The sequence below is a fragment of the Bradyrhizobium sp. 76 genome, assembly GCF_023073025.1.
Lineage (GTDB): Bacteria > Pseudomonadota > Alphaproteobacteria > Rhizobiales > Xanthobacteraceae > Bradyrhizobium.
Genome location: NZ_JADPIS010000090.1, coordinates 1,073,760 through 1,097,417 on the forward strand (window position 1 = coordinate 1,073,760; position 23,658 = coordinate 1,097,417).

Genomic DNA, 23,658 nt, shown 5'->3' on the forward strand with positions numbered 1-23,658 from the left:
TTATTGCTTGACCGCAAAAACCCAAAGCGAGCCGCCGGGCGGGACTTTGGCCAGCCGTTCGTCGCCGGAGAACAGCGAGTAGACGCCGCCGTAGCCGCTCGTCACGGCGACATACTGCACGCCGTCCTGCTGCCAGGTCACCGGTTGTCCTTCGATGCCCGAGCCGGTCTGGAACTGCCAGAGCTTCTTGCCGGTGTCGGCATCGAAGGCCTCGAACTCGCCGGTCAGCGCGCCCGAGAACACGACGCCGCCCGCAGTCGACAACACGCCGGAGAAGCGCGGGATGTCGCTTGGTGCTTCCCACTTCGCCTTACCGGTCATGGGATCGATCGCCTTCAGATGACCGCGCGGACCATCACCCCATTCCCAGAGATCGGTAAGGTCCATGCCGAGATACCATTCACCCTGCTTGAAGGTGGCGGGTTCGGTCTTGTACCTGCCGCCGAAGGCTAGCGTGTTGGCGTAAGCGAGGCCGGTCTGCGGATTGAACGACATCGGCTCCCAGTTTTTGCCGCCGAGGATCGACGGATAGACTGTCACCTTCTTGCCCTCACGCGCGTCCTTCGAGACGTCGGTCTCGATGGGACGTCCGGTCTTCATGTCGATTCCTGTCGCCCAGTTGACCTTCACGTAGGGATTGGCCGCGAGCAGCTTTCCGTTGGTGCGGTCGAGCACGTAGAAGAAGCCGTTGCGGTTGGCGTCCATCAACACTTTGGTCGGCTTGCCCTCGACGTTCATGTCGGCGAGGACCATCTCGGCCACGCTGTCATAGTCGAATGGATTGTTGGGCGAGAACTGGTAGTGCCACTTGATCTTGCCGGTCTTGGGATCCATCGCCAGCACGGAGCAGGTGTAGAGGTTGTCGCCCGGGCGCACCGCCGAGTTGAACGGTCCGGGATTGCCGATACCCCAATAGACCGTGTTCAGCTCGGGGTCATAGGAGCCCGTAATCCAGGTCGAGCCACCGCCGAGCTTCCAGGTATCGCCCTTCCAGGTGTCGCCGCCGGGCTCGTCGGGGGAGGGGATCGAATGGGTGCGCCACAAATGCTTGCCCGTTGCGGGATCCCAGCCGTCGATGAAGCCGCGGGTGCCGAACTCGGCGCCGGAGATGCCCGTGATCACGATGCCGTCGGCGACCAGCGGCGCCACCGTCATCGAATATCCCTCCTTGATATCGGCCGCCTTCTGCCGCCACAGCTCCTTGCCGTCCTTGGCGTCGAGCGCGATCACGTTGGCGTCGAGCGTGGTGCGGAACACCTTGCCGTCATAGAGTGCTGCGCCGCGATTGATGATGCCGCAGCAGACGATGCGCGGCGTTTCGGCAGGATACTCGACCTTGGATTTCCAGATCTGCTTGCCGGTCTTGGCGTCGACCGCCATGGTCGCGTTGTGCGACGTCACGTAGATCACGCCCTGGTACACCAGCGGCTGCGATTCCTCGCTGCGATCGTCGTTGAAAGAGTAGTTCCAGACCGGGACAAGGTTCTTGACGCTGTCCTTGTTGATCTGGTTCAGCGTCGAGAAACGCTGGAGATTGTAACCCATCCCGTAATTGAGAACGTTCGATGTATCGGTCGCGCCCTTGACCAGCTGCTCGCTGGTTTGTGCATTTGCCCAAGTCGATGCAAGCATGACGAGGCTCGCGGCCATCGCAAAGCGTTTCATCCGTCCCTCCCAATATGCGCGCCTATTGACGCTGCGACAGCAACACTCCGCCCGAATGCAAAACGCGTCAATACGAAAGTCGTAATTGCGATGCTGATATGGTGGGCGGCGCGGGATGCCGGTCACCTGACGGAGAGCTGACAAGCAACTCTCACTTGTGCGCAGGCGCTGAAGAAATTCCGCGACATGGAGCAGGAGCGCGTGCGCCACGGCAATGGTCGGGCCGACGGGTTCCGCAAGTTGTACGGGCGCAGGCTGCAATTCGGGGCTTGAACCGAGGCTCGCTTGTGGACTTATGTCGTCGATCCGGCTCGAATCGGAGCTCTTGGTCTGGGAGGTTTTCATGATATCGCGTCGCTCTGTTGCACTTGCGCTCACGATTGCACTGCTGTCCGGTCCGGCATGGTCGGCCTCCGGCAATGCGGTCAAGACGTTCGATACCGACAATGACGGCACGCTCGATCTTGCCGAGGTGAAGAAGGCGGCGGCCGCGTTGTTCGCCAAGCTCGATCCCGATCACGACGGCACGCTCGACGCCCGCGAATTGCGCGGACGGTTAACGGCGAAAGAACTCGCCGCCGCCGATCCCGATCGCGACGGGACTCTCACGCTCGACGAATATCTCTCGGTGGTGGAGCAGCGCTTCAACGCAGCGAATCCCGACAAGGACGGAACGCTGGATGCGAAGGAGATGAAATCGCGCGCCGGCCGCGCGCTGCTGCGCTTGTTGCGGTGAGAACCGCGCCGCTTGACTGAGAGCGAAGGCGAGTTGCCCGAGAGAGAAATCTGCAAGCGCGATGCGACAGTTCGCTGTGTCAACGGCGCGATTCCAGACTTGCGCTGTGCCTGACGCAGCCCTAGGTTTTGGCCGGCGCGATGTCGCGCTCAATCCCTTGGGAGTCCCTGAATGGCCTGGAAAGCTCCGAAGATCGTGGAAGTGCCGGTCGGCATGGAAATCAACATGTACGCCTGCGCTTTGCGCAAGTAAGACTGCAAGTAAGACTGACGACCTGCCGCGGCTTCGATGGCAAACACCGTCGAAGCCGTGGTAGTGTCGGGGATGCGCGCGAGAGCCCATACATTCTGGACCATAGCCGCCTGCACCGTCGCGCTCGCGCCGGCATGCGTCAGCGCCGAAGAGGGCTTCGATACCGAGCACATTTTCGGCTTCATGATCGGCACCGATGTCGGCAATCCCGGCGAGCGCGAATTCCAGACCCAGACGACAGGTCGATTCGGCAAAGGCGGCGGGACCTATCGCGCGCTGTCGCAGGAGGTCGAGATCGAGGCGGTGCCGCTGCCGAACTTCCGCGTCGAGGTCGGCGGCACTGCCACCCTGCACGACATCACCGGCGTCCCCGATATCGGCGACCGTCGCCAGTTCAATTTCCAGGGCGCTTCGCTCGACCTGCGATACCGCCTGCTCGATCGCGAGCGCGCGCCATTCGGGTTGACTGTCGCCGCCGAACTCCATGGCGACCGCATCGACGAGACCTCCGGCGCAAAAGGGCGGATGTACGGTACCGATTTCACGCTCGCTTTCGATCGCGAGCTGATCCCGAACTTTGCTATCGGGGCGCTCAACCTGATCTATCAGCCGGAATGGGCGCGCTTCGAGATGACGGGGCTGTCCGAAAAGAGCTCGACCATCGGCGCGGCGTTCGCCGGCCTCGTGCGCGTGCGGCCCGATGTGCTGCTCGGCGGTGAGGTGCGCTACTTCCGGCAGTACGAAGGCATCGGCCTCGGCGAGTTCGCAGGCCAGGCCCTCTTCGTCGGTCCGACCGCCTATTTCCAGCTTTCGGAGCGCTCGCGCCTGACCATGAGCTGGAGCATGCAGGCCTGGGGCCGTCCGGCCGGATCGGGCGGCAATCTTGACCTCGTCAATTTTGAGCGCCATCAGGCGAGGCTGGTGTTTGGGGTCAATTTCTAGCGCTCGCGCACCGGTTGCGGGGGCAGGCGACGGGCAATTCCCGCTGGATTTCGCGCGGCCGGATTGAAACTTCCCGCTCCTCGGGACGTAATCTCTTGTGCTAATCTTCATCGCTTCTGCGAGGATCCCGGCATGAACCCGATCGACCTGGTGGTGACTGTGTGTGCGGTGCTCTCGCCTGCGACCTGCGAGGAGCAGCATCTGGTGTTCAACTACGCGGGGTCGCCGACGCAATGCGCGATGGCTGCGCCGCCCTATATCGCGCAATGGGTTGGCGATCATCCGAAGTGGCAGGCGGTCCGGTGGCGCTGCGAATATCCGCACCCGAACGACAAGGCGTGAAGCCCTGAGCTGCGTTGCCGGTCGCGACTGGCTTAGGTCCTCATCCTGAGGAGCTTGCGAAGCAAGCGTCTCGAAGGATGGCCGCAGGCGACAGACGGGCCTGCATGGTTCGAGACGCGCGTTCCGCGCTCCTCACCATGAGAGGAAAACACTCGTAACGCAGCCCGCGTTACTTGCTGCAATCCTTCAGATCCTTGTCGGCGATCGAGAACACCGCATCCGCCTTGATCTCGATGTCGCGCACGATGCACTGCCGTGCATTGGGATAGCTGACCCTGGCGTCGTAGCGGCCGGGCTCGACGCCGGTGATGCGCAGCCGCTCGTCGTGGTCGACCTCCTTGTCCTTGTCGTTCAGGCACTGGTTCGGCCCCCACTCGGTCTTCCCGGCCGGCGAGAGCTGGAAGCCGGAGATCGTCTCCGTCGTCAGATTCCAGAGCCGGATACCTTTGCCCTTGGCCTGCGCGAGCGCCGCGCCCGGCATCGCAACCAACAGGATGCCGATCGCAATCAGCGTACGTCGCATGGTGACCTCCCGCGAAGATTTCGTTGGTCCAGTTGACCATGAGTTCTCATTTTGATTCAAGCTGCAGCGCCGCGAGCTCGGCTCTGATCCTGCCGAGCTCGGCCTCGCTGCGCTCCGCGCGCGGGATGGCAATCGGCACCTCGCGCACGATGCGCGCCGGTCGCGGCGACAGCAAGAGCAGGCGGTCGCCGAGCCGGATCGCGTCATCCAGGCTGTGGGTGACGAGCAACGTCATCACCGGACGGCGCGCCATCAGCGTCGCGATCTCGTCGCGCAAACGGCCGGCGAGTGCATCGTCGAGCGAGGCGAGGGGTTCGTCGAGCACGAGCAGGTCGGGCTCCACCGCAAAGGCCCGGGCGAGCGCGACGCGCCGGGCGAGGCCGAGTGACAATTCGCCGGGAAAATGGCTGCGATGCGCCTCCAGCTCCAGGATCCTGAACAGCTCGGCGAGCTTGGCATCAGTGACATCGGGTGCCGCAAGCCGCACATTCTGCTCGACCGAGCGCCATGGCAGCAGCCGCGGCTCCTGGAAAACCATGCCGATCCGCGCTTCCGGCGGGCGCGAGACGCGTCCCTCGAAATCGCGGTCGAGCCCGAGGATGATGCGCAGCATCGTGCTCTTGCCGCAGCCGGACGGGCCGATCAGCACACCGACCTCGCCGGATTGAAGCGCGAAGTGGACCGGCGCGAGCACCTCCTGCGTTCCGCCGGCCGCACTTCTGAACGTCTTGCCTGTGATATCGACCTCAAGCCGCACGGGGTCGCCACCGTGTCGCACGAGCTTCGAACGGTTGCACCAGCGCGGTCTCGATCACGAGCACGACGGCGGCGAAGGTCAGTGAATAGGCCAGCAGCCGCGGCGTGTCGAACAGCTGGAAAGCGACGCCGATCTCGAAGCCGACGCCGTTCGGCCGGCCCAGGAGTTCGGCGACCAGTACGATCTTCCACACCAGCGACAATCCGGAGCGGGCTGAGGCTGCGATATAGGGCGCCAGTTGCGGCAGCACGACGTGGCGGAAGGCGCGCAAGCGCCGCATCGCGAACACGCTCGCCATCTCGTCGAGCGAGCGGTCGAGCGCGCGCGCGCCCTCGCGTAGGGTAACGATGGCGGTCGGCAGCTTGTTGATGGCGATCGCCGCGATCGCTGCGGCCTCGGTGAGCCCGGCCCAGATATAGGCGAGCACGATCACGACCAGGGCGGGCAAGTTCAGGAGCAGGATCAGCCAGGGATCGCCGAGCCGGTCGGCGAGCTTCACTCGTCCCATCAGATAGCCGATGGCGCTGCCGAGCGACATCGCCAGCACGAAGGCGAGGCTTACGCGGGCAAGCGTGGCGCCGAGATGCAGGAACAGCGCGCCGCTCGATGCTTCCGCGATGACGACGTCGAGCACGGCGGGCGGGGAGGGCAGCTTTGCGGCGCCGACGAACAGCGCGGCTGTCCACCAGATCGCGAGCAACAGGGCAAACGACAGAAGACGCAGCACCTCAGTCTCCGGGAACTGCGTGATAGAACGTGCCTGGCTCGAGTTCAGCGGCCGAGCCAACGAGGTCGCGTCCGCCGGTCTCGGCCAGCACGCGGTAGAGCACGCGCGCGTCCTTTTCTTCGTCATCGATGCTCCGGCGCGGAATGCCGTCGCGATAGCGCTCGCGATAGGTCTTGAGCAGGGTGGCATCGTTCGTGCCGGTGAGCGGTGCGATCTTGTCCCAGGCAGCATCCGAGGTCACCAGCAGCTGCTTGGCCCTGCGAGTCATCGCGATGAAGCGCGCCACAGCGTCCCGATGGCTCGCCGCCCAGCTCTCGTCGAAGACATAGCCGACTGCGGAGACGGCGCCCTTGGCGCCGAGCTTCGGCAAAATGTCCTCGATGCCGGCGAGGCGTCTAAAGCCCTTCGCCTCCAGCTGTGCGCAGAAATTCCAGAAGTTGAGGCTTGCATCCATCTCGCCGTCGAGCGCCTTGGCGGCGATCAGGGGCGGAGCCCCATAGACGATAGTTGCCTCCGATTTCAGGTCGATGCCGTCCTGCTTCAAGCGCGCCTGGAGCAGCAGCCAGCTCTTGTCGATGGGACCACCGCCGACCGCGAGCTTGCGGCCCTTCAAATCGGCGAGCGACCTGATCGGCGAGGAAGCCGGCACCATCACCGCGCCGAGCGCGCTGGAATAGGGATAGAAGGTGAGCTTGGCGCCCAGCGTGCGCTCGCGAGACACCCACAGCCAGTCGGACAGGATGATGTCGGCGTTACCCGCACGCAACGCGATCTTACCGGCCTCGGGGCTCGCAAGCTCGGTGACGTCGAGCGACAGGTCAGCCTCCTTGTCGAGGCCGCCGGCGCGGATCGCGGCCAGCTCCCAAGAGAATGTTCCGGTCTTCTGCACCGCAAGGCGGATTGTATCCGCGGCGCGGCCGGGCCCGGCTAGTGTCAGCGCCAGCGTCACCGCAAGTGCCAATGATCGACCAATTGCTCTCATCACCTTGTGAGCCGTTTCCTCAGACAGAGTGCTTTTCAGGACAATAGGCATAGCATAACTTCCGTCGCAACCAGCGGGAGGACGCGCATGAATCTGGCCGGACAGCTACGACCGATTGTCGCCGCATTGGCGGTGTGGGCTGCGACCGCGCTCGCCGCGCAGGCTGAAGAGGCCAATGATTATCCGACGTCGGCGCGTGCCGAGTATGTCTATGGCTGCATGAAGGCCAATGGCGAGAGCCGGCAAGCGATCGAGCAATGTTCCTGTTCGATCGACGTGGTGGCCTCGATCGTATCCTATGAGCGCTACGTTACCGCAGAAACCGCGCTCAGCATGTCCCAGGTCCGCGGCAATCTCGGCGTCCAGTTCCGCACCTCGGAGCAGGCGAACTCGGCCGTGAATGATTTGAGGCGAGCGCAGGCGGAAGCCGAGGTGAGGTGTTTCTGACCGCTTCGCGGCGCCTGTAGTGGTCGTCATGCGGTCGGGACAAGTCCGGCCATGACGACCAGGAGACCTACGTCCCCGGCTTCTCCACATCCCACTCGTTGCGGAACACGTGTCCGTCCGTGTCCTTGGCTTCCGCGCGAAAACGCCTGGCGCCGTTGGACACATAGGTGAAGCGCAGATTGGGATCTTCCGAGATCGAGATGCCGCCTTCCATCGAGAGTACGGGGCTGTCGTCCTGCGTCAGCTTGAGCTGGTTGACGAAGAAGGCGGGAATATAGAGCTGCGTGACCTGGTCCATCTGCAGCCCGGAATTATTGGGATGGCCGATCATGATCTGAGCCTCCCGCATGCGGCTCGCCGGTGCCTCCTGGCGCGCGAATTGCCGGTAACGCATCTGCCCGAGCCGGTTCTGGGCTTCCTCCGCATTCTTTCCTGCCGGGGCCGAGCAACCGCCGGAAGCCTTTACATAGACCTTCGAGACATAGAGCTGGCCGTCGCTGAGCTCGGCCACCGCATGGACGTCGGTGTAATTGTTGACGCGCACGCGCGTCGAGATTTCGGTGACGTTGGCATCCGGTCCGAGTTCGAACTTCGCCGCCATCGGCGCGGGATTACGATCGATCACCAGCGTGATCGAACGGATGCGGCGGGCATCGCCAGGCGAAAGCTTGCTGCGCAGAGTGACCGGCACGATGGCCGCGTCCTCGGCACGATACGGCATCTCGATGCCAATGACATTGCCGCCGTCATTCATCGGGCGGTTGCTGAAGATGTCCTGCACCAGGCCCGGCCAGGGATCGTAAGCGTCTTCCGCCTGCGCCGGCACGGCGAATGCAATGCCGAGGAGCAGGGCGATCAGAGGCAGGCGGCGCGTGCATCCCGTCATGGTCATGGTCTCGCGGACGAAGCAACGTTACGGACATCGTAGCGCGTCCGCTACTCCCATTCAATTTCCGAAAATGCTGCGGTTGCGTTGCGGGCATTGTAGTCGTCGAACAGCTCCCAGTGCGGCCGTTCGGAGGCGGCGGCCTTGTCTGCGGCGGTCCGGATCGGCTCGCCCTTCTTGTTCGACGCCCGGACGTCCGCCAACAGTGCCGTCAAATAGCGCCGCTCATCGGTCAGCGCCGCAGGCCATTCGCTCACGGGCCCGTGACCGGGAACGACGCGCTGCGCCGGAATGCTCTGGAGTTCCCCGAGGGTGCCGAGCCAGCCGCGAATGCTGCCGTCCATCACCGGAATATGGCGGAGGAAGACGAGGTCGCCAGTGAACAGCGTCTTCGTCATCTCATCGAACACGGTCAGGTCATTGTCGCTGTGCCCGGCCGGCCAGGCCCGCAAGGTCAGGCGGCGTGCGCCGAGATCGAGCGTCATTGTGTCCGTGACGAGCATTGTGGGCGGCACGATTTTCACAGGAGAGATCAATTCGTCGCCCATGATCCGTCTAAAATTATCGAGATAGTACGGGCCGCGCGCAGCCAGCGCCCGCGGCAGCCTGCTGTGACCGACGAAAACGGTGTCCCCGACTGCGAAGGCCGCATTCCCGAAAACATGGTCGGGATGGCCGTGGGTATTGATGACGTAGCGGATCGGCTTGCTGGTTCGGGCCCGCACCGCCGCCAGCAGCGCCTCGCCCTCGCGAAGGCTACCGCCGGTATCAATCACGGCCACCGCATCCTCGCCCACGATGAAGCCGACATTGGCGATGTCACCCTCGTTCTCGCGGGTCATCAGGGCGATGGTCCCGGAGTGTACGAATATTCCCGGTGCGACTTCGCTCACAGGCAATTCGGCCGCTGCGGCGCATGCTAGCGTCGCGGTCACCAGCAGGGACAAGGCTGCGATCACGAGAGCGATGCGAGACACTTTTCCGCCTCAGTTCAAAGGGTTGCGCGCATTGCACTGCAATAAAGAAAAGCCAGCACACAATCTGGCAAAACATGGCGCGTCATGCGTTGCATGGCTAGCATTCAAACAAGCCCAGGAGGAAGCGCGATGACGGAGGCCGGACGACATCGTCGCTGGTTGTTTTCACTGAGTATCCTGGTTGCGTCTTGCGCGTTCGGTGACGTCGCCATCGCGCAGACCAACGAGACGGGTGACCTCTCGTTCGAGCTGGTCGATCCCAAGGTGTTGCGCGTCTGTTCCGACCCACGCAATCTGCCGTTCTCAAATGAGAAGGGCGAGGGGTTCGAGAACAAGCTTGCCGAGCTGTTTGCGGACAAGCTCCAGAAGAAGCTCGACTATGTCTTTTTTCCGCAAGCCACCGGCTTCGTGCGCATGACGCTCGGCTCGCATCGCTGCGACGTCATCATGGGCTTCCCCCAAGGCGATGACCTCGTGCAAGGCACCAATCCCTATTACCGCACGAGCTATGCCCTAGTCGCGAAAGCAGGCAGCGGGCTGGAGGAGGTCGACACGCTCGAGGATGCCAGGCTGAAGGGCAAGCATGTCGGCATCGTCGCCGGCACGCCGCCTGCCACCAACATGGCCATCGCGGGACTGATGGGTGATGCAAAACCCTATCCGCTGATGATCGACACGCGTTACGACAATTCAGCGCAGGCAATGATCAATGATCTCACGGCGGGCAAGATTGACGCCGGCGTGCTGTGGGGACCGATGGCGGGGTTCTACGCGAAGAAGGCGGGCTCGCTTCATGTCACCCCGCTGGTCAAGGAAACCACCGGGCCAAAACTGGTCTATCGCATCGGCATGGGCGTGCGTGGCGCCGACCAGAACTGGAAGCGGCAGCTCAACAAGCTGATCCAGGAGAACCAGGGCGAGATCAACAAGATCCTGCTCGACTTCGGCGTTCCGCTGCTGGACGAGAACGATCGGCCGCTCGGCGCGGAGACGGCCAAAAAGACGCCATGAGGCAGACGCCATGAGGCGGCACCTTGCCGTTGCGCTGGTCGCCGCCATGCTGGCGGCGCCGGGCGTTGCGCAGCAGCAGGAGCCGTTCGAGCCCGAGGGCTATCGCACCGACAATTACCGCGCGCCTGTGCCGGAGACGCTGGGCGGCGCGCGCGTGCTGTCGACGTCAGAGGCCGAGGCGATCTGGCACGCGAAGAGCGGCGCCTTCATCGACGTGCTGCCGCGCGCGCCGAAGCCGAAGAACCTTCCAGCGGGTACCGTCTGGCGCGAGGCGCCGCGCAAAAACATTCCGGGCAGCATCTGGCTGCCGGATACCGGTTACGGCACGCTGCCGCCCGCCATGGACGATTATTTCCAGCGTGGCCTCGCGCGTGCATCACACGGCGACAAGACCGCGCTGCTCGTGATCTATTGCCTGGCCGATTGCTGGATGTCCTGGAACGCCGCCAAGCGAGCGCTCGCGTACGGCTACTCCAACATCGCCTGGTATCCCGATGGTACCGACGGCTGGGAGCGCGCCAAACTTCCGACCGAGGAGGCGCAGCCGGAGCCGCGGCCGGAGCAATAGGCAAGAGATCATCATGCCCGGCCTTGTCCCGGGCATCCACATTCTTGGTGCCGCGTGGCTATGCGTGGAGGGCCGGCACAAGCCCGGCCATGACGCCCTGTCGCACGTGGAAGAGGCGAGGAAAGCCTACTGCTTCTGCAATTTCGTCAGCGTGCCCGTGCCGTTATTGTCGGTCGCAGAGTAGCTCACCTTGTCGCCGGCGTGGACGGCGTCAAGCATCGCGGCATCCTTGGCCTTGTACTCCTGGAGCGCGCCGGCGCCGCCTGCGCTGCCGCCGACTGTGCCCCTCTGTGTCTGCTGGATCGAAATCGTGCTGTTGAGCCGATCTATCCGGGTGACCATTCCGGTCAAATCGTCAGCGAATGCGCTGCTTGCGAGCATGCTGATGGCCGCAGCGCCTGCGAGGATGAATTTTGTGGTTCCCATCGAGGCCTCCCGATGCCTTGGATTACCCATCGACAAGACATCCTAGATCGATTTGGTTCCGGCATATAGCGCGGCGACAGGTTAATCATCGCTATGGGGGCGCGGGAACCTGCCGCAAGCGGTCAATGAGGCTGACGCTATTCCATTTCCTGTTGGATCACGCGTCCGAGCGCAAACAGGCGCTGGTCGATTGTGGTGGGAACCTCGCAGACGAACCGTACCACCTTATAGCGGTCCTCGAAAATGCGGGTCTTCCAGATCAGCTCGTTGCTGAGCGCATCGACCTTGGCCTCGTCGCGCGGCGTGGCGCCCTGGAGCGCCTGGAGCTGCACACTCTCCTCACGGATCTTGTCGGCGGCTTCGCGCTGCTTGCGGCTGACGCGTTCCAGTCCGCTCATGACCTGCGAGCGCTGAGCGTTGAGCGTGTCGAACAAGCCTGCGAACAGCAGTTTCGCATTCGCGGTCTTGTCGGCCGCGGAGCCCGCCAAAAACTCCCTCACCAACTTCTCGGCTTCGTCCAGCGGCGTCTTGCGTGCCGACAGTTTCGCGACCAGCGCGCTGACTTTGGCGTCGTCCTTCCACTTGTTCTGCACGTCGTCGAGCGAAGGACCGGCCCAAACGGCCGCGAGCGAAATTTCCGGCACTTTGGCCTGCGTGCAGGGCCAATCCGGATAGCGCGGATCGGCCGCGCGTGCCGCCGTGCTCGCGGCTGCGAGCGTCAGAGCGGCGATGGCCAGAACCCGAACCGTCATCCTTCGCCTCCCGCAGGGCCCCGTCGCGCCAGCCCGCGCGAGGGATCATAGGCATAGATCGCGCCGATCATGAAGACGATTGTGCAGGTGGCGACCACCGCTAGCGAGATCCAGTTGATTTGCCCGTAGAATGCAAAACGTATCAGCTCGACCGCATGGGTGAACGGATTGGCCTCGCAAACGTAGTAGAGATATGGGCTGCCCTCCTGCACCCGCCAGAGCGGGTAGAGCGCCGATGAAGCGAAGAACATCGGGAAAATGACAAAGTTCATCACGCCGGCGAAGTTCTCGAGCTGCTTGATGCCGGAAGAGATCAGCATGCCGAGCGAGCCCAGCATCAGTCCGGACAGGATCAGTGCCGGCAGCACGGTGAGATAGCCGGCTAAAGGAGGGGTGATGTCCCAGAACCAGGCGATCAGCAGGAACGCATAGACCTGGAGCAGCGAAACCGCGGTGCCCGCGAGCAGCTTGCAGAACAACAGGTAGCCGCGCGGCAGTGGGCTTACCAGCAGCGTGCGCATGTTCCCCATCTCGCGGTCGTAGACCATCGAGAGCGAGGATTGCATGCCGTTGAAGAGCTGGATCATGGCCATCAGCCCCGGCGCGATGAAGACCTCGTAGAGGATGTAGGTTTCGTAGGGCGGGATGATGGAGATGCCGAGCACCTGGCGGAAACCGGCGGCGAAGATGAACAACCACACCAGCGGCCGCACCAGCGCAGAGACGAAACGCTCGCGCTGGTGCAGGAAGCGCAGGCCTTCGCGCCAGACGATGCCCGTGAGGCAGGTCATGTATTCCTGGAACGAGAAGCCGCGTGGGGCATCGCGGGTGGCGATGCTGCTCATGCGCCGCCTCCCGGCAGGGTCTGCGCGCCGGTCAGACGCATGAAGGCGGTGTTGACGTCCTGCGCGCCGGCTTCCGCGACGACGCGGCTCATCGGCCCCTGCGCCAGCACCTTGCCCTGGTGCAGCACCACGAGATTGTCACCGGCCATGATCTCGTCGAACAGATGCGTGGCCCAGAGCACGCCGATGCCTTGCTCGCTCACGAGCTGGCGCACATGGCTGATGATGTCCGCGCGCGCCTTGACGTCGAGACCGACGGTCGGCTCGTCCAGCAAGAGCAGGCGCGGCCGGTGCAGCAGGGCGCGGGCGATCTCCAGCCGCCGCATCTGCCCGCCCGAGAGATCGCGCACCTTGCTGCCGGCGCGCTCTGTAAGCCCGATGCGGCCGAGCAGCTCGGCGGCTCGCGCGCGGGCCTCGCGGCGGCTGATGCCGTGGAGTGCGGCGTGATAGAGCAGGTTCTGCGTCAGCGACAGATCGAGATCGAGCGTGCGCGGCTGGAACACAACGCCGAGCAACCGCAGCGCTTCGCCGGGGCTTTTGCCGACGTCATGGCCGAAAATGCCGACGCGGCCGGATTGGATGCCGAACAGCCGTGTGATCAGCGAGAATAGCGTGCTCTTGCCCGCACCGTTGAGGCCGAGCAGGGCCGTAAAGCTCGCGGGCTGCACGTTGAAGGACACGTCCATCAGCGCGCGGCGCGGTCCATAGGCGTGGCTGACGCCGTCGATCGAGAGCGCGGGTACCGCCGTCGGATCGGGCCTTGGTGTTTCGCGTTGTTCGGCGATGGGAGCAGGGTTGGTCATGGCGCGATCGTGATACCCCAGGGCAGTTCGCCCACCTGAATGGTCTTGATCACCTTTTGCGCGGCGACGTCGATGACGGAGACGTCGTTCGAGACGCCATTGGTGGTGAGCAGGTATTTTTCGTCCGGCGTGAAGGCCATGTGCCAGACCCGTTGTCCCACCAGCAGATATTTCGTCACCTTGCGCGTGGCGGTATCGACCACGGCGATGCGGTTGGCGGGCCCGAGCGCGATGAAGGCGGTCTTGTCGTCCCGGGTCATGCCGATGCCGACGGGCTGGATGGCCTCCTTCCTCAACCCCGGAATCTCGAAATTGATCTTGCCGGTCACCTCGTGCTTTCCGGGGTCGATGATCGAGACGGTGCCGCCGATCTCCGAGGACACCCATAATTCGGACGCGTCGTGCTTGAATTCGGCAAAGCGCGGCCGCGCATCGACCAGCACGTTGGCGACGATCTGGCGCGACGACGTGTCGATGAAATGCGCCATGTTGGTGGTCTCGGACGTGTTGATCAGCGTCTTGCCGTCCGGGCTGATGGTCATGCCCTCGGGCTCGACGCCGACCTGGATGTCGCCAAGGCGGGCGCGCTTCTCGAGGTCGATCACCGTCACTGTGTTGTCGTTCTCGTTGGCGACATAGAGGACCTTGCCGGCGGCATCCTGGGCGAACAATTCAGGGTCGGGCCCGGAGGGCAGGCTGTCCACCACGGTTTGCGTCTTGACGTCGATCATCTGGATGGTGTCGTCGTCGCCGACCGCGACCATCACGAACTTGCCGTCGCGCGTGAAGTCGATGCCGCGCGGGCGCTGGCCGACCTTGATGGTCTTGGTCACCGTCCAGCTGTCGGTATCGATCACCGACACCGTGTTGCTCTTCTCGTTCGAGACATAGGCGATGAACGCATGCGCGGGCGCTGCCGTCAGCGCCAGCCCGGACAGCAGTCCCACACGCCACAAGCGCAACGTCCAAGTGCTCACTTTAATGTCCTCATTTCAGCTTGCATTTGCTCTCCGGGCGGTCATAGCCGAGCGTGTCGAGCTCGGAGACCTGGTGCAGGAAACCTTCCTGCGGCGACACAGACACCACCATGCGGCCGTCGACCAGCAGGATCGGCTGGCGCAGCTGTAGGTTCCAGTCGCGCAGGGTCAGCTTCGTTCCCTTGAAGGCGGCGACCGAGAACTCCGGACCCTTGATGAAATCGGTGACCTTCTTGATGTCGCCGGAATTGGTGCGCGAGGTGGCCTCTCCGATCATGCGCACGGCCGTCCAGGCCTGCATGTCGAGCGCGGTCATCCGCCGCGCGTTCAGCTTGACGAAGCGGTTCTGCATCTGGATCGCGCCCCACTGGTCCTGCGCGGCGTCCCAGCTCCGCGGCACGAGGCCGGCAGAGCCCGCGACAGGCCGCGGATCCCAGGTGCGATAGGGCAGGTAAGCGCCGAATACCTCGCTCTCGTCGGCCGCGAGCAGCACGTCGTAGGCCGGAGCCTGTTGCGTGAACACCGGCATCTGGCGCTGGATCAGCGTCACGCCCGAGTCGGTGCGGCGCGCGCCGCCTTTGTCTTCGAAGCTGCGCTCCTGCACGATCTTGGCGCCGAACCGCGTCGCGGTGCGCCGGAGCGCATCGGCGAACAGTTTGTCCTCGTCATGCGAGCCGACCACGAGCAGCCAGCGCTTCCACTGCTTCCACACCAGATATTGGCCGAGCGCATCGGCCAGCATTGCGCGCGTCGGCGCGGTGTGGATGACGTTGGCACGGCAATCGGCCTCGCGCAGCCGCTCGTCGATCGCGCCGGCGTTGAACAGCAGCGTGCCGCGCTCGCGCAGGGCGTCGGCCACTTTCAGCAGCGCGTCGGCCGGCAGGTCGGCGATGATGAAGCCGTTGCGTGAGGCGAGGTCGGTCGCGGCCTGCACGGCATCCTCGCCCTCCTTGATGCGCCGCTCCTCCAGCGCAAAACGCTGGTTGAGGAACTTGCCGGTGGTGTTGTTGTCCTCGATGGCGAGGCGTGCGCCGGCGACGCCGTCATTCTCCGCGGGCTGCTCGACCAGCGACAGCGTCGATTTGGTGCCGGCGATTCCGAGATAGCCGACGCCGATCATGACGGGATCGGCCGCGAGCGCGCTCGTCGCAGCAAGTCCCAGGCCGATCAGGCCGACCAACCATCGGATCATGTTTCCTCCGTACAACTCCCCGGCTTGACCGCCGATGGAGAATTGTCTCTGCTAAAGCATGACCGATTTGTCAGGCCATGCAACCCCGCATTTCGTCCTCGCGCGCGTGAGGCCGGGAATCACGATCATGCGAGCGCTGATAGGTTTCGCGGCTTTGCTGTTGACGGGCTCGGTCGCGCTCGCCGATCCGCCGAAACTCGCGGTGTTCGATTTCGAACTGATCGACACCAGCCTGCCCGGCGAGTTCTACGGCTCCAAGCGGGAGGAGGCGAGGCTCGACCTTATCAGCGAGCAGTTGCGCAGGGCACTGGTCGAGTCAGGCAGGTTCCAGCTGCTCGATATCGCGCCGATCCGGGATGCGGCGCGTCACAGCAATTTGCAGGCCTGCGGCAATTGCGACCTCAAGCTTGCCGGGCAGTTGGGTGCCGATTTGGAAATCACCGGCATGGTGCAGAAGGTTTCGAACCTGATCATCAATCTGAACATCTACCTGCGCGACGTGAAGACCGGCAATATGATCACAGCCGCCAGCGCCGACATGCGCGGCAACACGGATGAATCCTGGACGCGCACGATGAGCTATCTGATCCGCAACCGGTTGCTGGCGCCGAACTACGGCAAGCCGGAGTAGGTTCTTCCAAGAGAGAAGAAGCCTTCACCCTTTCAATCTCTCCGCATGCCAGTGCAGATGGTCGCCCATGAAGGTCGAGATGAAATAATAGCTGTGGTCGTAGGCCGCCTGCCGCCGCAGCGTCAGCGGAATGTTGGCTGTGGTGCAGGCGGCTTGCAGCAGTTCAGGACGAAGCTGCTCCTTCAGGAAATTATCGGCCTCGCCGACATCGACCAGAAAGCCTGAAAATTTCGCGCCGTCCTCGATCAGCGCCACCGTGTCGTGGCTGCGCCAATTGTCCTTGTTCGGCCCGAGGTAGCCGGTCAGCGCCTTGATACCCCAAGGCACGAGCGACGGTGCCACGATCGGCGCAAAAGCGCTGGCCGCGCGAAAACGGTGCGGGTTGCGCAGCGCGACCGTCAGTGCGCCGTGGCCGCCCATCGAATGGCCCATCACCGATTGGCGCTTCGCGTCGACCGGAAAATTCTCCGCCACGAGTTTCGGCAGTTCGTCGGTGACGTAGCTCCACATCCGATAATTGCGTGAAAACGGCGCTTCCGTCGCGTCGACATAGAAGCCGGCGCCGAGGCCGAAATCATAGGCATTGTTCGCATCGCCCGGCACGTCGGGGCCGCGCGGGCTGGTGTCGGGCGCGACGAAGATCAAGCCGAGCTCGGCGCAGGCTTTGCGGAATTCACCCTTCTCGGTCACGTTGGCGTGCGTGCAGGTGAGGCCGGAGAGATACCAGACCACGGGCAGCTTGGCGCCCTGCGCGTGCGGGGGAACATAGACCGAGAACGTCATGTCGGTTCCGGTCGCCTGGCTGGCATGGCGATACACGCCCTGCACGCCGCCATAGGATGTATTGGTCGAGACAGTCTGGATCGTCATGCCGTTATGCTCCGTGGCATCAAGCCACATCAGGATTGCAACGCTTATGTGACCGAATTCGTGGCGGGCTTCAGGCCACGCCGCTGTCGATCGCGAGCCGCACCAGCTCGACAGAGGTTTTCACCCCGAGCTTCTGGCGCATGATGGACGAGGTGTTGGCGACAGTCTTGTAGGACGACTGCACCAGCCAGGCGATCTCGGAAAGGCTCTTTCCCGCGCTGAGCAGCCGCAAGATCTCCATCTCGCGCGCGTTCAGCTTCGACAGCGGGCTTTGCGCCAGCGCGGGTCCTGCAAAGGCGATGCTGCGCGCGATCGCGCTCGGCAAATAGGTACCGCCGCTGCCGACGGTGCGGATCGCCTCGACGAGATCGTCGGGGTCGCCGGTCTTTGAGACGTAGCCCTTGGCGCCGCACTCGATCGCACGCGCGGCAAACGCAGGGTCGTCGTTCATGCTGAACATGATGATTCGGGCCTCGGGCGCGCGCTCCAGAATGCGGCGCGCCAGCTCGAAGCCGGACACGGTCGGCAGGTTGATGTCGATGATCGAGAGGTCAGGGCGCTCGACGATGAAGACGCACTCGCCGTCTTCGGCGTCGGCGGCCTCCAAAATCTCGATCTCGCCCTCGTCGGCCAGCACGGCACGGCAGCCGGAGGCGACGATGGGATGATCGTCGACGATCAAAATGCGCATAGGCGTTCCTCGCGACAGCGTCTTGGCCTGTTTCGCGCCCGGCCGGGATTGCTGTACGCTTTCGATTAGATATCGGGCGCTTCGCCTCTGTCAACGTTATCGGACAGGCGCAGGCCAATCCTTCGCGGGGGCACGGGCGATACCAATGTGGCAAAATCTATCCTTGCGTGGGCGCATCAACCTGCTGCTGGCGCTGCTGCTGGCGCTGGGGCTCGCCGTCAATATCGGCCGCCAGGTCGCGGAAGCCGGGCCGCGCGTGCAGGCCGAGGACCAGAGCGTGATCCGGCTCGCGCGCGAATTCATCGAAATGATCGTGGCGGATCTCAACGAGGCGCCCGATCCGGACGCCAGGCTGAACCAGATCGCACGCGACCTCAGCCGCCTGCGCCATGTCAGCATTGCGCTTCGGGACGAAGCGGGCAGTCCGCTGACGCAGCCCCGGACCGACGCCGACGACGACACCCGCGCGCCGCCGGCCTGGTTCGTCAGCCTGGTCCATCCCGAGCAGACCGCGGTGAGCGTACCCGTCTCGATCCATGGCAAGCCGGGTTCGCTGCTGATCACCTCCCATCCCGATGACGAGATCGCCGAGATCTGGGACGCCATCGTGACCCAGCTCGAGGTCGGCTCGGTGATCGCGCTGGCGCTGTTTCTGGTGATGATGAATGTGATCGGCCGGGCACTGGCGCCGCTCCAGTCCCTTGCGGATGTGATGGCCGAGCTCGAAGACGGGCGCTATCAGGCGCGCGTCGCGCCGGGCGGCGCACCGGAGCTCGCCGCGATCTGCACCAAGCTCAACCATCTTGCGGCAACGCTCAGCGAGGCGATCGAGGACAAGCGGCGCCTCGCCGAGCGAACGGTGTCGCTCCAGGACGTCGAGCGCAAGGAGATCGCGCGCGAGCTCCATGACGAGTTCGGGCCATACCTGTTCTCGCTGCGTGCGCATGCCAGCGCGCTGGCGAAGCAGGCGGACGGACGCGCCCCCAGTGCGGAGGCCGTACGAAAACACGGCAGCGCCATGCTGGAGCAGATCAACGCGCTTCAGCAGTTCAATCGCCGGGTGCTGGAACGCCTCCGGCCCGTCGGCCTTGCCGAGCTCGGCCTGCGCCAAGCGCTGGAATCGCTGTCGCGGCTGTGGCGGGAGTCGCATCCCGATGTCACCATCGAGACCGCGATCTCGCCGGCGCTTGGCGTCACCGGGGAGACCGCCGACCTCACCATCTACCGCATCGTGCAGGAGGCGCTCACCAACGTGTTCCGCCACGCCGGCGCGACCTCGGTCAATGTCGTCATCGAGCCGGTGGCGCAGGCGGCAAGCGATGGCCGCGGCTGTGCCCGGGTACGGGTCAGCGACAACGGCCGCGGCATGGAGCCAGGCCAGAAGCTCGGCTTCGGGCTCGTCGGCATGCGCGAGCGGATCCTGGCGCTGGGCGGCACGCTCAACGTCGTTTCCGGTGATGGCGGTCTGACCGTCGAAGCACTGGTTCCGACGGCGGCGGCCTGATCGGGTCGGGAAAAATTCCCGATTTTGTCGGGAAAGTTGGTGCGAATACGCCCGATCTTTTGTGGGTGGCGCACGCATCTCTGCCGATTACACTTCGTCTCGACCAACCGGCGAAAATCAAAACAGCCGGCGGTCACGGATGGGAAGGCTGGGATGGGCGATCGTGTTCGGTTCAAGCGTTTTGGGTTCAAGCCTCTTGGGTTCAAGCGTCGTTTGGTGATGGCCTCGGTTTCGACCGGGCTGGTGTCAGGGTTGATCTTCGCGATCCCCGCGGGGGCCGCGCAGGACGAGGAAACCAACGTCCAGAACCTGCCGCCGGTCGAGGTGACGGCGCCACCGCCGTCGACGGCGCGGCGCACCGCGTCGTCGCGTCCGGTCGCGCACGTCGGGGCACCGTCATCCGCCAGCTCCAGGACGCGCCTCTACGTCTATCCGACCGCGCCGGGTACCGGCAGAGGTCTCGACGTCGACAAGGTCCCGTCGGCGATCAACGCCGTCGATGCCAGCCAGATCAAGCGCACCGGCTCGATGAGCATCACCGATGCGCTTCGCGACAACATCGCCGGCGTCAACATCAGCGAGGTCACCGGCAATCCGTTTCAGCCGGATGTCGAATTCCGCGGCTTCGTTGCCTCGCCCGTGACGGGCACGCCGCAAGGCCTCGCCGTGTATCAGAACGGCGTCCGCATCAACGAAGCCTTCTCCGACGCCGTCAATTGGGACCTGATCCCGACCGCGGCGATCCGGTCGGTCACGCTCGTGACCAACAACCCAGCCTTCGGCCTCAACGCGCTGGGTGGCGCGATCAATTTGCAAATGAAGGATGGTTTCACCTATCAGGGTGCGGAGCTTGATCTCATGGGCGGCTCGTTCGGCCGCATCCAGGGCTCGGCGCAATGGGGGAAGACGGTCGACAAGAACTACGGCGTCTATGCCGCGCTCGAAGGCCTGCACGACAGCGGCTTCCGCAATTTCTCCCAATCGGACGTGCGGCGCTTCTACGGCGATGTCGGCTACAAGGCCGGCGACAGCGAATTCCACGCCAACATGGGCGTCGCCAAGAACGATTTCGGCGCCAGCGCCACCGTTCCCGCCGAGCTGCTCGACAAATATTGGGGTGCGACCTACACGACACCGCAGACCACCTCCAATCGCGTCGGCTATCTCAACCTGACCGGCAAGGTCGATGCGACGCCGACCTGGACGCTCGAAGGCACCGCCCATGTGCGCCGCTACGAGCAGAAGCTCGTCGACGGCAATCCGACCGACGCGCAGGAATGCACCGATCCGGGGCTCACCGGCCTTCTTTGCTTCGGCGACGGCGCCACACCGGCAAACGGCGTGAACGGCCTGCCGCTTGCCAATCCTTTCGCGTCCGGGACCATCCTCGGCGAGATCGACCGCAGTTCGATACGTTCGACCACCTTCGGCGTGTCGGGGCAGGCCACCAACACCGATCAACTGTTCGGCCACGACAACCGCTTCGTGATGGGCACGACCTATGATGCCAGCGTCACGCGCTACAACGCCACCGCCGAAATCGGCACGATCGGAGAAAACTACGTCGTCAGCGGCAGCAGTCTCTTCCTGGGGCCGACCGGCGTACCTGAAACCGTTGCCGGCCCTGTCTCGCTGCGGACCGTCAACCAGTATAACGGCCTCTACGCAATGGACACGTTCAATATCACGGACGCCTTCGCCGTCACCGGCGGCGGCCGTTTCAACGTGGCGCGCATCACGCTGGCGGATCAGCTCGGGACCGATCTTAACGGCGATCACACCTTCACCCGCTTCAATCCGGTGATCGGCGGCACATACAAAATTACACCGGAGCTGACGGCCTATGCCGGCTATTCCGAGGCCAACCGCGTTCCGACGCCGCTCGAGCTCGGCTGCTCCGATCCCGCCCGTCCCTGTCTCATTGCCGCGTTTCTCGTCTCCGATCCACCGCTGAAACAGGTCGTGTCCAAGACCGTGGAAGCGGGCCTGCGCGGCAGCAGGGAGCTCAACATCGGCACGCTCGGATGGAAGCTCGGCGGATTCCGCGCGACCAATTACGACGACATCGTCGCCGTTCCCGCAGTCGGCCGCACCGGCTTCGGCTATTTCTCCAACGTGGGCCGGACCAGGCGTCAGGGGCTCGAAGCCGAGGTCAACATCAAGTCGCCCACGCTTCAGTTTCAGGCGAGCTACGCGTTCGTCGACGCACGCTATCTCGACGCTTTCGCGCTCGGTTCCGAAAGCCCGTTCAGGGATATTGCCACCGAGACGATTCAGGTGCTGCCCGGCAACCAGCTCCCCGCGATCCCGCGCCATCGCGTCAAGGTCGGTGTCGACTATGCCGTCACCGACGTCTGGAAGGTCGGCGGCAACGCGCTGTTCGTCTCCAGCCAATATCTGGTCGGCGACGAGTCCAACCAATATGCGAAGCTGCCGTCGTACACCGTGTTCAACCTGCACACGTCCTACCAGGTGACCAAGAACTTCCAGCTCTACGGCAAGATCGACAACATCTTCGACAAGCGCTACGCGACCTATGGACAGTTCTTCGACACAGGAGCCTTGCCAAACTTCACCAACGGCGCCGCCGACTTCAACGACCCGCGCTCGCTCAGCCCGGCAAGGCCGCGTGCATTCTATGCGGGGATGCGGGTGACGTTCTGATCTGGCTCGCAAGCCCCGGCCCATGTGGGATGACGAGGAGGCCGGTTTGCGCCGGCGCGGCGTGCCGCCACGGGTGTGTTCTACCTAAGGCCGATTGACTCATTGTTCATGTTTTGTTCTTATGCTGCTCGTCCAGCCAAGGGAGCGAGCAATGGACAACCGCATCAACGAAATCCGCAGGATCATCAGGGCGTTACGCGTCAGCATGCGTGAGGCCGAGGCCATCATGCATGAGCAGATCAACAGGGACGAGGACTGCGGCTTCGTTGCGGGCGAAGTCATGAAAATGCGCACGGTGATGAGCGGCCTCGTCCAGGAGCGGGCCGCGCTCGGAGACACCGACCCGATCGTTGTCGCCAGCCTCTTCGTTCCCCGCCGGCGACCGATGCCATCGCGCGTCGGCGTTGAGAAGCGCCGCCTTGTTCCGCCGCGAGAGATGGCACGGGCATGAAGGGGGAGAGGCCGACCTACTTCTCCGACATGCCGGAGCCCCCGGAATTTCTGAAGGCTCTCCATCATGCGCGGCGCCTGTCCTGCCTCGAGGGCTGGTGCCGCATGCACATCGAGGCCATCCAGGTCGCGATCGACCAGTACGCGGAGGCGGCTCTCGGCAACCGGGAGTTCTTCCTCAACAAGCCGCACAGCATCGGCGGAAGTCGCAACAACGGCGAGGTGCCGTGACAGCGGTACGTGTCAGCGTATCGACCTTTTGACGCCCCATGGTCCGCGCGTCGGCAAAGCCTGGCCTGCGTTGTTTTACCGATCAGAAACCATAGCGAATGATCCTAAAATTGTAACGAAACTGTTCGGCTGTCTCTGCGTCGTTTCGTCGGAGGGCCCGTCCGATGACAGAGCACCAGTTGAGAGAGCAGGAATTCCAAATCGCGCGTTACCGGCATTTGGAGCGCGAAGTGACCGATCCACTTGCCGCCTGCCTGCTTCACAGCATCATTGAAGACCTGGAGGCCGAACTGCGCAGGGATAGCCCGGATTGGCACAGGCCGCGCGATTAACGCTTTGTTAGCGCTGATCGTGTCGATGATGCGCGAGGGAATACCGGGAGACTGCTCCCATGTTGAAGGACGGCACCTACGCCGCCTGGTACAAGACGCCGCTCGATCAGGGGACCGGGATCGTCCATGTCGCAGACGGACAGATTTGGGGCTGCGATAGCCTGATGACCTATCACGGCTCTTGCAAGGTCGATGGCGATCGCTTCACCGCCACCGTGTCGACGAGGCGCCATACCGACGGACGCGCAACGGTGTTCGGCGTCGACGATGAGCTCACGCTGGATATCGAGGGAAACTGCCCGGGCAAGGTCGCGACTTACACGGCGACGGCAGCGCAGGTGCCGGGAATGGTCCTCCAGGGGACGCTGATTCTGACGGAACAGCAGACCCCCGCACCCGAACGAGCCCGGCAGATACCGCCGTTCAATCCCGACAAGATGCCAAAATTGCCGAAGCGCTCACGCTGATCGCGGAA

At 63.8% G+C, this 23,658-nt stretch carries 29 protein-coding genes; 14 read left to right on the forward strand and 15 right to left on the reverse strand.

Annotated features, from left to right (window positions below; all coding sequences use genetic code 11):
• On the reverse strand, positions 1–1,665 hold the full coding sequence (locus tag IVB48_RS21745) for a methanol/ethanol family PQQ-dependent dehydrogenase (protein ID WP_027566542.1): 1,665 nt from the start codon (positions 1,663–1,665) through the stop codon (positions 1–3).
• 343 nt (positions 1,666–2,008) lie between these two features.
• Here IVB48_RS21745 and IVB48_RS21750 point away from each other — a divergent pair, with 343 nt between their 5' ends.
• The 4 genes from IVB48_RS21750 to IVB48_RS21765 all read left to right on the forward strand — a co-directional run bounded on the left by IVB48_RS21750 (position 2,009) and on the right by IVB48_RS21765 (position 3,937).
• A complete protein-coding gene (locus IVB48_RS21750; protein WP_247402763.1) occupies positions 2,009–2,401 on the forward strand; it encodes an EF-hand domain-containing protein in 393 nt (130 codons plus the stop codon).
• A 171-nt stretch (positions 2,402–2,572) separates the two neighbouring features.
• Positions 2,573–2,653, forward strand: a complete 81-nt coding sequence (pqqA, locus tag IVB48_RS21755) for a pyrroloquinoline quinone precursor peptide PqqA (protein ID WP_018460299.1) — start codon at positions 2,573–2,575, stop codon at positions 2,651–2,653.
• Positions 2,654–2,689: 36 nt separating this feature from the next.
• Complete coding sequence (locus IVB48_RS21760; RefSeq protein WP_247402764.1) at positions 2,690–3,595, forward strand: hypothetical protein; 906 nt, start codon at positions 2,690–2,692, stop codon at positions 3,593–3,595.
• Between the two features lie 132 nt (positions 3,596–3,727).
• The gene (locus IVB48_RS21765) at positions 3,728–3,937 is read left to right on the forward strand and encodes a hypothetical protein (protein ID WP_027566545.1); all 210 of its coding nucleotides are present in this window, start codon (positions 3,728–3,730) and stop codon (positions 3,935–3,937) included.
• A gap of 169 nt (positions 3,938–4,106) precedes the next feature.
• Here the strand turns inward: IVB48_RS21765 and IVB48_RS21770 are convergent, their stop codons facing one another.
• From IVB48_RS21770 to IVB48_RS21785, 4 genes are read right to left on the reverse strand one after another with little or no spacing between them, the layout of a single operon-like run.
• Entirely contained in the window at positions 4,107–4,460 is a 354-nt protein-coding gene (locus IVB48_RS21770; RefSeq protein ID WP_007601387.1) for a hypothetical protein, read from the reverse strand.
• 46 nt (positions 4,461–4,506) lie between these two features.
• Positions 4,507–5,217 carry an ABC transporter ATP-binding protein gene (locus IVB48_RS21775; protein ID WP_247290606.1) on the reverse strand — a complete coding sequence of 237 codons (711 nt, stop codon included), beginning with the start codon at positions 5,215–5,217 and terminating at the stop codon, positions 4,507–4,509.
• A complete protein-coding gene (locus IVB48_RS21780; RefSeq protein ID WP_027566548.1) occupies positions 5,207–5,944 on the reverse strand; it encodes an ABC transporter permease subunit in 738 nt (245 codons plus the stop codon). The genes IVB48_RS21775 and IVB48_RS21780 overlap by 11 nt, the downstream gene beginning before the upstream one ends.
• Position 5,945: 1 nt before the next feature.
• Entirely contained in the window at positions 5,946–6,926 is a 981-nt protein-coding gene (locus IVB48_RS21785; protein WP_247290847.1) for an ABC transporter substrate-binding protein, read from the reverse strand.
• 87 nt (positions 6,927–7,013) lie between these two features.
• Between IVB48_RS21785 and IVB48_RS21790 the strand changes: the two genes are divergently transcribed.
• A complete protein-coding gene (locus IVB48_RS21790; protein ID WP_027566550.1) occupies positions 7,014–7,373 on the forward strand; it encodes a hypothetical protein in 360 nt (119 codons plus the stop codon).
• Positions 7,374–7,440: 67 nt separating this feature from the next.
• Here the strand turns inward: IVB48_RS21790 and IVB48_RS21795 are convergent, their stop codons facing one another.
• A complete protein-coding gene (locus tag IVB48_RS21795) occupies positions 7,441–8,259 on the reverse strand; it encodes a quinoprotein dehydrogenase-associated SoxYZ-like carrier (protein ID WP_247402766.1) in 819 nt (272 codons plus the stop codon).
• A gap of 50 nt (positions 8,260–8,309) precedes the next feature.
• Complete coding sequence (locus tag IVB48_RS21800) at positions 8,310–9,236, reverse strand: quinoprotein relay system zinc metallohydrolase 2 (protein ID WP_247402768.1); 927 nt, start codon at positions 9,234–9,236, stop codon at positions 8,310–8,312.
• A 129-nt stretch (positions 9,237–9,365) separates the two neighbouring features.
• Here IVB48_RS21800 and IVB48_RS21805 point away from each other — a divergent pair, with 129 nt between their 5' ends.
• Together IVB48_RS21805 and IVB48_RS21810 are read left to right on the forward strand one after the other, a co-directional pair.
• Positions 9,366–10,247: a substrate-binding domain-containing protein gene (locus tag IVB48_RS21805; protein ID WP_247290591.1), complete on the forward strand. Its 882-nt coding sequence runs from the start codon at positions 9,366–9,368 to the stop codon at positions 10,245–10,247.
• Between the two features lie 10 nt (positions 10,248–10,257).
• Entirely contained in the window at positions 10,258–10,815 is a 558-nt protein-coding gene (locus IVB48_RS21810; protein ID WP_247402770.1) for a PQQ-dependent catabolism-associated CXXCW motif protein, read from the forward strand.
• Positions 10,816–10,941: 126 nt separating this feature from the next.
• Here IVB48_RS21810 and IVB48_RS21815 read toward each other — a convergent pair whose 3' ends face one another.
• From IVB48_RS21815 to IVB48_RS21840, 6 genes are all read right to left on the reverse strand, one after another.
• Positions 10,942–11,241, reverse strand: a complete 300-nt coding sequence (locus tag IVB48_RS21815) for a copper-binding protein (RefSeq protein ID WP_247402771.1) — start codon at positions 11,239–11,241, stop codon at positions 10,942–10,944.
• A 137-nt stretch (positions 11,242–11,378) separates the two neighbouring features.
• Positions 11,379–11,993, reverse strand: coding sequence for a hypothetical protein (locus IVB48_RS21820; RefSeq protein ID WP_247402773.1), 615 nt, complete (start codon positions 11,991–11,993; stop codon positions 11,379–11,381).
• Positions 11,990–12,838, reverse strand: coding sequence for an ABC transporter permease (locus IVB48_RS21825; RefSeq protein WP_247402775.1), 849 nt, complete (start codon positions 12,836–12,838; stop codon positions 11,990–11,992). The genes IVB48_RS21820 and IVB48_RS21825 overlap by 4 nt, the downstream gene beginning before the upstream one ends.
• A complete protein-coding gene (locus tag IVB48_RS21830; RefSeq protein WP_027566558.1) occupies positions 12,835–13,641 on the reverse strand; it encodes an ABC transporter ATP-binding protein in 807 nt (268 codons plus the stop codon). Before IVB48_RS21830 ends, IVB48_RS21825 begins: the two co-directional genes overlap by 4 nt.
• Positions 13,638–14,618 carry a YVTN family beta-propeller repeat protein gene (locus IVB48_RS21835; protein WP_247402778.1) on the reverse strand — a complete coding sequence of 327 codons (981 nt, stop codon included), beginning with the start codon at positions 14,616–14,618 and terminating at the stop codon, positions 13,638–13,640. Before IVB48_RS21835 ends, IVB48_RS21830 begins: the two co-directional genes overlap by 4 nt.
• A 10-nt stretch (positions 14,619–14,628) precedes the next feature.
• A complete protein-coding gene (locus tag IVB48_RS21840) occupies positions 14,629–15,810 on the reverse strand; it encodes an ABC transporter substrate-binding protein (protein ID WP_247402781.1) in 1,182 nt (393 codons plus the stop codon).
• 58 nt (positions 15,811–15,868) lie between these two features.
• Here IVB48_RS21840 and IVB48_RS21845 point away from each other — a divergent pair, with 58 nt between their 5' ends.
• Positions 15,869–16,441 (forward strand): DUF3280 domain-containing protein, encoded by a 573-nt coding sequence (locus IVB48_RS21845; protein WP_247402784.1) that lies wholly within the window; start codon positions 15,869–15,871, stop codon positions 16,439–16,441.
• 24 nt (positions 16,442–16,465) lie between these two features.
• Here IVB48_RS21845 and fghA read toward each other — a convergent pair whose 3' ends face one another.
• Together fghA and IVB48_RS21855 are read right to left on the reverse strand one after the other, a co-directional pair.
• Positions 16,466–17,311, reverse strand: a complete 846-nt coding sequence (fghA, locus tag IVB48_RS21850) for an S-formylglutathione hydrolase (protein ID WP_247402787.1) — start codon at positions 17,309–17,311, stop codon at positions 16,466–16,468.
• Positions 17,312–17,381: 70 nt separating this feature from the next.
• Complete coding sequence (locus IVB48_RS21855) at positions 17,382–18,002, reverse strand: response regulator transcription factor (protein WP_007612921.1); 621 nt, start codon at positions 18,000–18,002, stop codon at positions 17,382–17,384.
• A gap of 145 nt (positions 18,003–18,147) precedes the next feature.
• Here IVB48_RS21855 and IVB48_RS21860 point away from each other — a divergent pair, with 145 nt between their 5' ends.
• The 6 genes from IVB48_RS21860 (at position 18,148) to IVB48_RS21885 (ending at position 23,650) form a co-directional block, all read left to right on the forward strand.
• Complete coding sequence (locus IVB48_RS21860; RefSeq protein WP_247290576.1) at positions 18,148–19,506, forward strand: histidine kinase; 1,359 nt, start codon at positions 18,148–18,150, stop codon at positions 19,504–19,506.
• A gap of 153 nt (positions 19,507–19,659) precedes the next feature.
• Entirely contained in the window at positions 19,660–22,170 is a 2,511-nt protein-coding gene (locus tag IVB48_RS21865; RefSeq protein ID WP_247402789.1) for a TonB-dependent receptor, read from the forward strand.
• Positions 22,171–22,321: 151 nt separating this feature from the next.
• Positions 22,322–22,621 (forward strand): hypothetical protein, encoded by a 300-nt coding sequence (locus IVB48_RS21870; RefSeq protein ID WP_247359139.1) that lies wholly within the window; start codon positions 22,322–22,324, stop codon positions 22,619–22,621.
• A complete protein-coding gene (locus IVB48_RS21875) occupies positions 22,618–22,851 on the forward strand; it encodes a hypothetical protein (RefSeq protein ID WP_027566566.1) in 234 nt (77 codons plus the stop codon). The genes IVB48_RS21870 and IVB48_RS21875 overlap by 4 nt, the downstream gene beginning before the upstream one ends.
• Positions 22,852–23,015: 164 nt before the next feature.
• On the forward strand, positions 23,016–23,183 hold the full coding sequence (locus IVB48_RS21880; RefSeq protein WP_197031110.1) for a hypothetical protein: 168 nt from the start codon (positions 23,016–23,018) through the stop codon (positions 23,181–23,183).
• 59 nt (positions 23,184–23,242) lie between these two features.
• Positions 23,243–23,650, forward strand: a complete 408-nt coding sequence (locus IVB48_RS21885; protein ID WP_027566567.1) for a hypothetical protein — start codon at positions 23,243–23,245, stop codon at positions 23,648–23,650.
• Positions 23,651–23,658 lie beyond the last annotated feature (8 nt).

Bases quoted from the DNA above. Each gene is read 5' to 3' on its own strand.
- IVB48_RS21745 (WP_027566542.1), bottom strand. From the start codon at position 1,665: ATGAAACGCTTTGCGATGGCCGCGAGCCTCGTCATGCTTGCATCGACT.
- IVB48_RS21750 (WP_247402763.1), top strand. From the start codon at position 2,009: ATGATATCGCGTCGCTCTGTTGCACTTGCGCTCACGATTGCACTGCTG.
- pqqA (WP_018460299.1), top strand. From the start codon at position 2,573: ATGGCCTGGAAAGCTCCGAAGATCGTGGAAGTGCCGGTCGGCATGGAA.
- IVB48_RS21760 (WP_247402764.1), top strand. From the start codon at position 2,690: ATGGCAAACACCGTCGAAGCCGTGGTAGTGTCGGGGATGCGCGCGAGA.
- IVB48_RS21765 (WP_027566545.1), top strand. From the start codon at position 3,728: ATGAACCCGATCGACCTGGTGGTGACTGTGTGTGCGGTGCTCTCGCCT.
- IVB48_RS21770 (WP_007601387.1), bottom strand. From the start codon at position 4,460: ATGCGACGTACGCTGATTGCGATCGGCATCCTGTTGGTTGCGATGCCG.
- IVB48_RS21785 (WP_247290847.1), bottom strand. From the start codon at position 6,926: ATGAGAGCAATTGGTCGATCATTGGCACTTGCGGTGACGCTGGCGCTG.
- IVB48_RS21790 (WP_027566550.1), top strand. From the start codon at position 7,014: ATGAATCTGGCCGGACAGCTACGACCGATTGTCGCCGCATTGGCGGTG.
- IVB48_RS21795 (WP_247402766.1), bottom strand. From the start codon at position 8,259: ATGACGGGATGCACGCGCCGCCTGCCTCTGATCGCCCTGCTCCTCGGC.
- IVB48_RS21805 (WP_247290591.1), top strand. From the start codon at position 9,366: ATGACGGAGGCCGGACGACATCGTCGCTGGTTGTTTTCACTGAGTATC.
- IVB48_RS21810 (WP_247402770.1), top strand. From the start codon at position 10,258: ATGAGGCGGCACCTTGCCGTTGCGCTGGTCGCCGCCATGCTGGCGGCG.
- IVB48_RS21815 (WP_247402771.1), bottom strand. From the start codon at position 11,241: ATGGGAACCACAAAATTCATCCTCGCAGGCGCTGCGGCCATCAGCATG.
- IVB48_RS21820 (WP_247402773.1), bottom strand. From the start codon at position 11,993: ATGACGGTTCGGGTTCTGGCCATCGCCGCTCTGACGCTCGCAGCCGCG.
- IVB48_RS21825 (WP_247402775.1), bottom strand. From the start codon at position 12,838: ATGAGCAGCATCGCCACCCGCGATGCCCCACGCGGCTTCTCGTTCCAG.
- IVB48_RS21830 (WP_027566558.1), bottom strand. From the start codon at position 13,641: ATGACCAACCCTGCTCCCATCGCCGAACAACGCGAAACACCAAGGCCC.
- IVB48_RS21840 (WP_247402781.1), bottom strand. From the start codon at position 15,810: ATGATCCGATGGTTGGTCGGCCTGATCGGCCTGGGACTTGCTGCGACG.
- IVB48_RS21845 (WP_247402784.1), top strand. From the start codon at position 15,869: ATGACCGATTTGTCAGGCCATGCAACCCCGCATTTCGTCCTCGCGCGC.
- fghA (WP_247402787.1), bottom strand. From the start codon at position 17,311: ATGACGATCCAGACTGTCTCGACCAATACATCCTATGGCGGCGTGCAG.
- IVB48_RS21855 (WP_007612921.1), bottom strand. From the start codon at position 18,002: ATGCGCATTTTGATCGTCGACGATCATCCCATCGTCGCCTCCGGCTGC.
- IVB48_RS21860 (WP_247290576.1), top strand. From the start codon at position 18,148: ATGTGGCAAAATCTATCCTTGCGTGGGCGCATCAACCTGCTGCTGGCG.
- IVB48_RS21865 (WP_247402789.1), top strand. From the start codon at position 19,660: ATGGGCGATCGTGTTCGGTTCAAGCGTTTTGGGTTCAAGCCTCTTGGG.
- IVB48_RS21870 (WP_247359139.1), top strand. From the start codon at position 22,322: ATGGACAACCGCATCAACGAAATCCGCAGGATCATCAGGGCGTTACGC.
- IVB48_RS21875 (WP_027566566.1), top strand. From the start codon at position 22,618: ATGAAGGGGGAGAGGCCGACCTACTTCTCCGACATGCCGGAGCCCCCG.
- IVB48_RS21880 (WP_197031110.1), top strand. From the start codon at position 23,016: ATGACAGAGCACCAGTTGAGAGAGCAGGAATTCCAAATCGCGCGTTAC.
- IVB48_RS21885 (WP_027566567.1), top strand. From the start codon at position 23,243: ATGTTGAAGGACGGCACCTACGCCGCCTGGTACAAGACGCCGCTCGAT.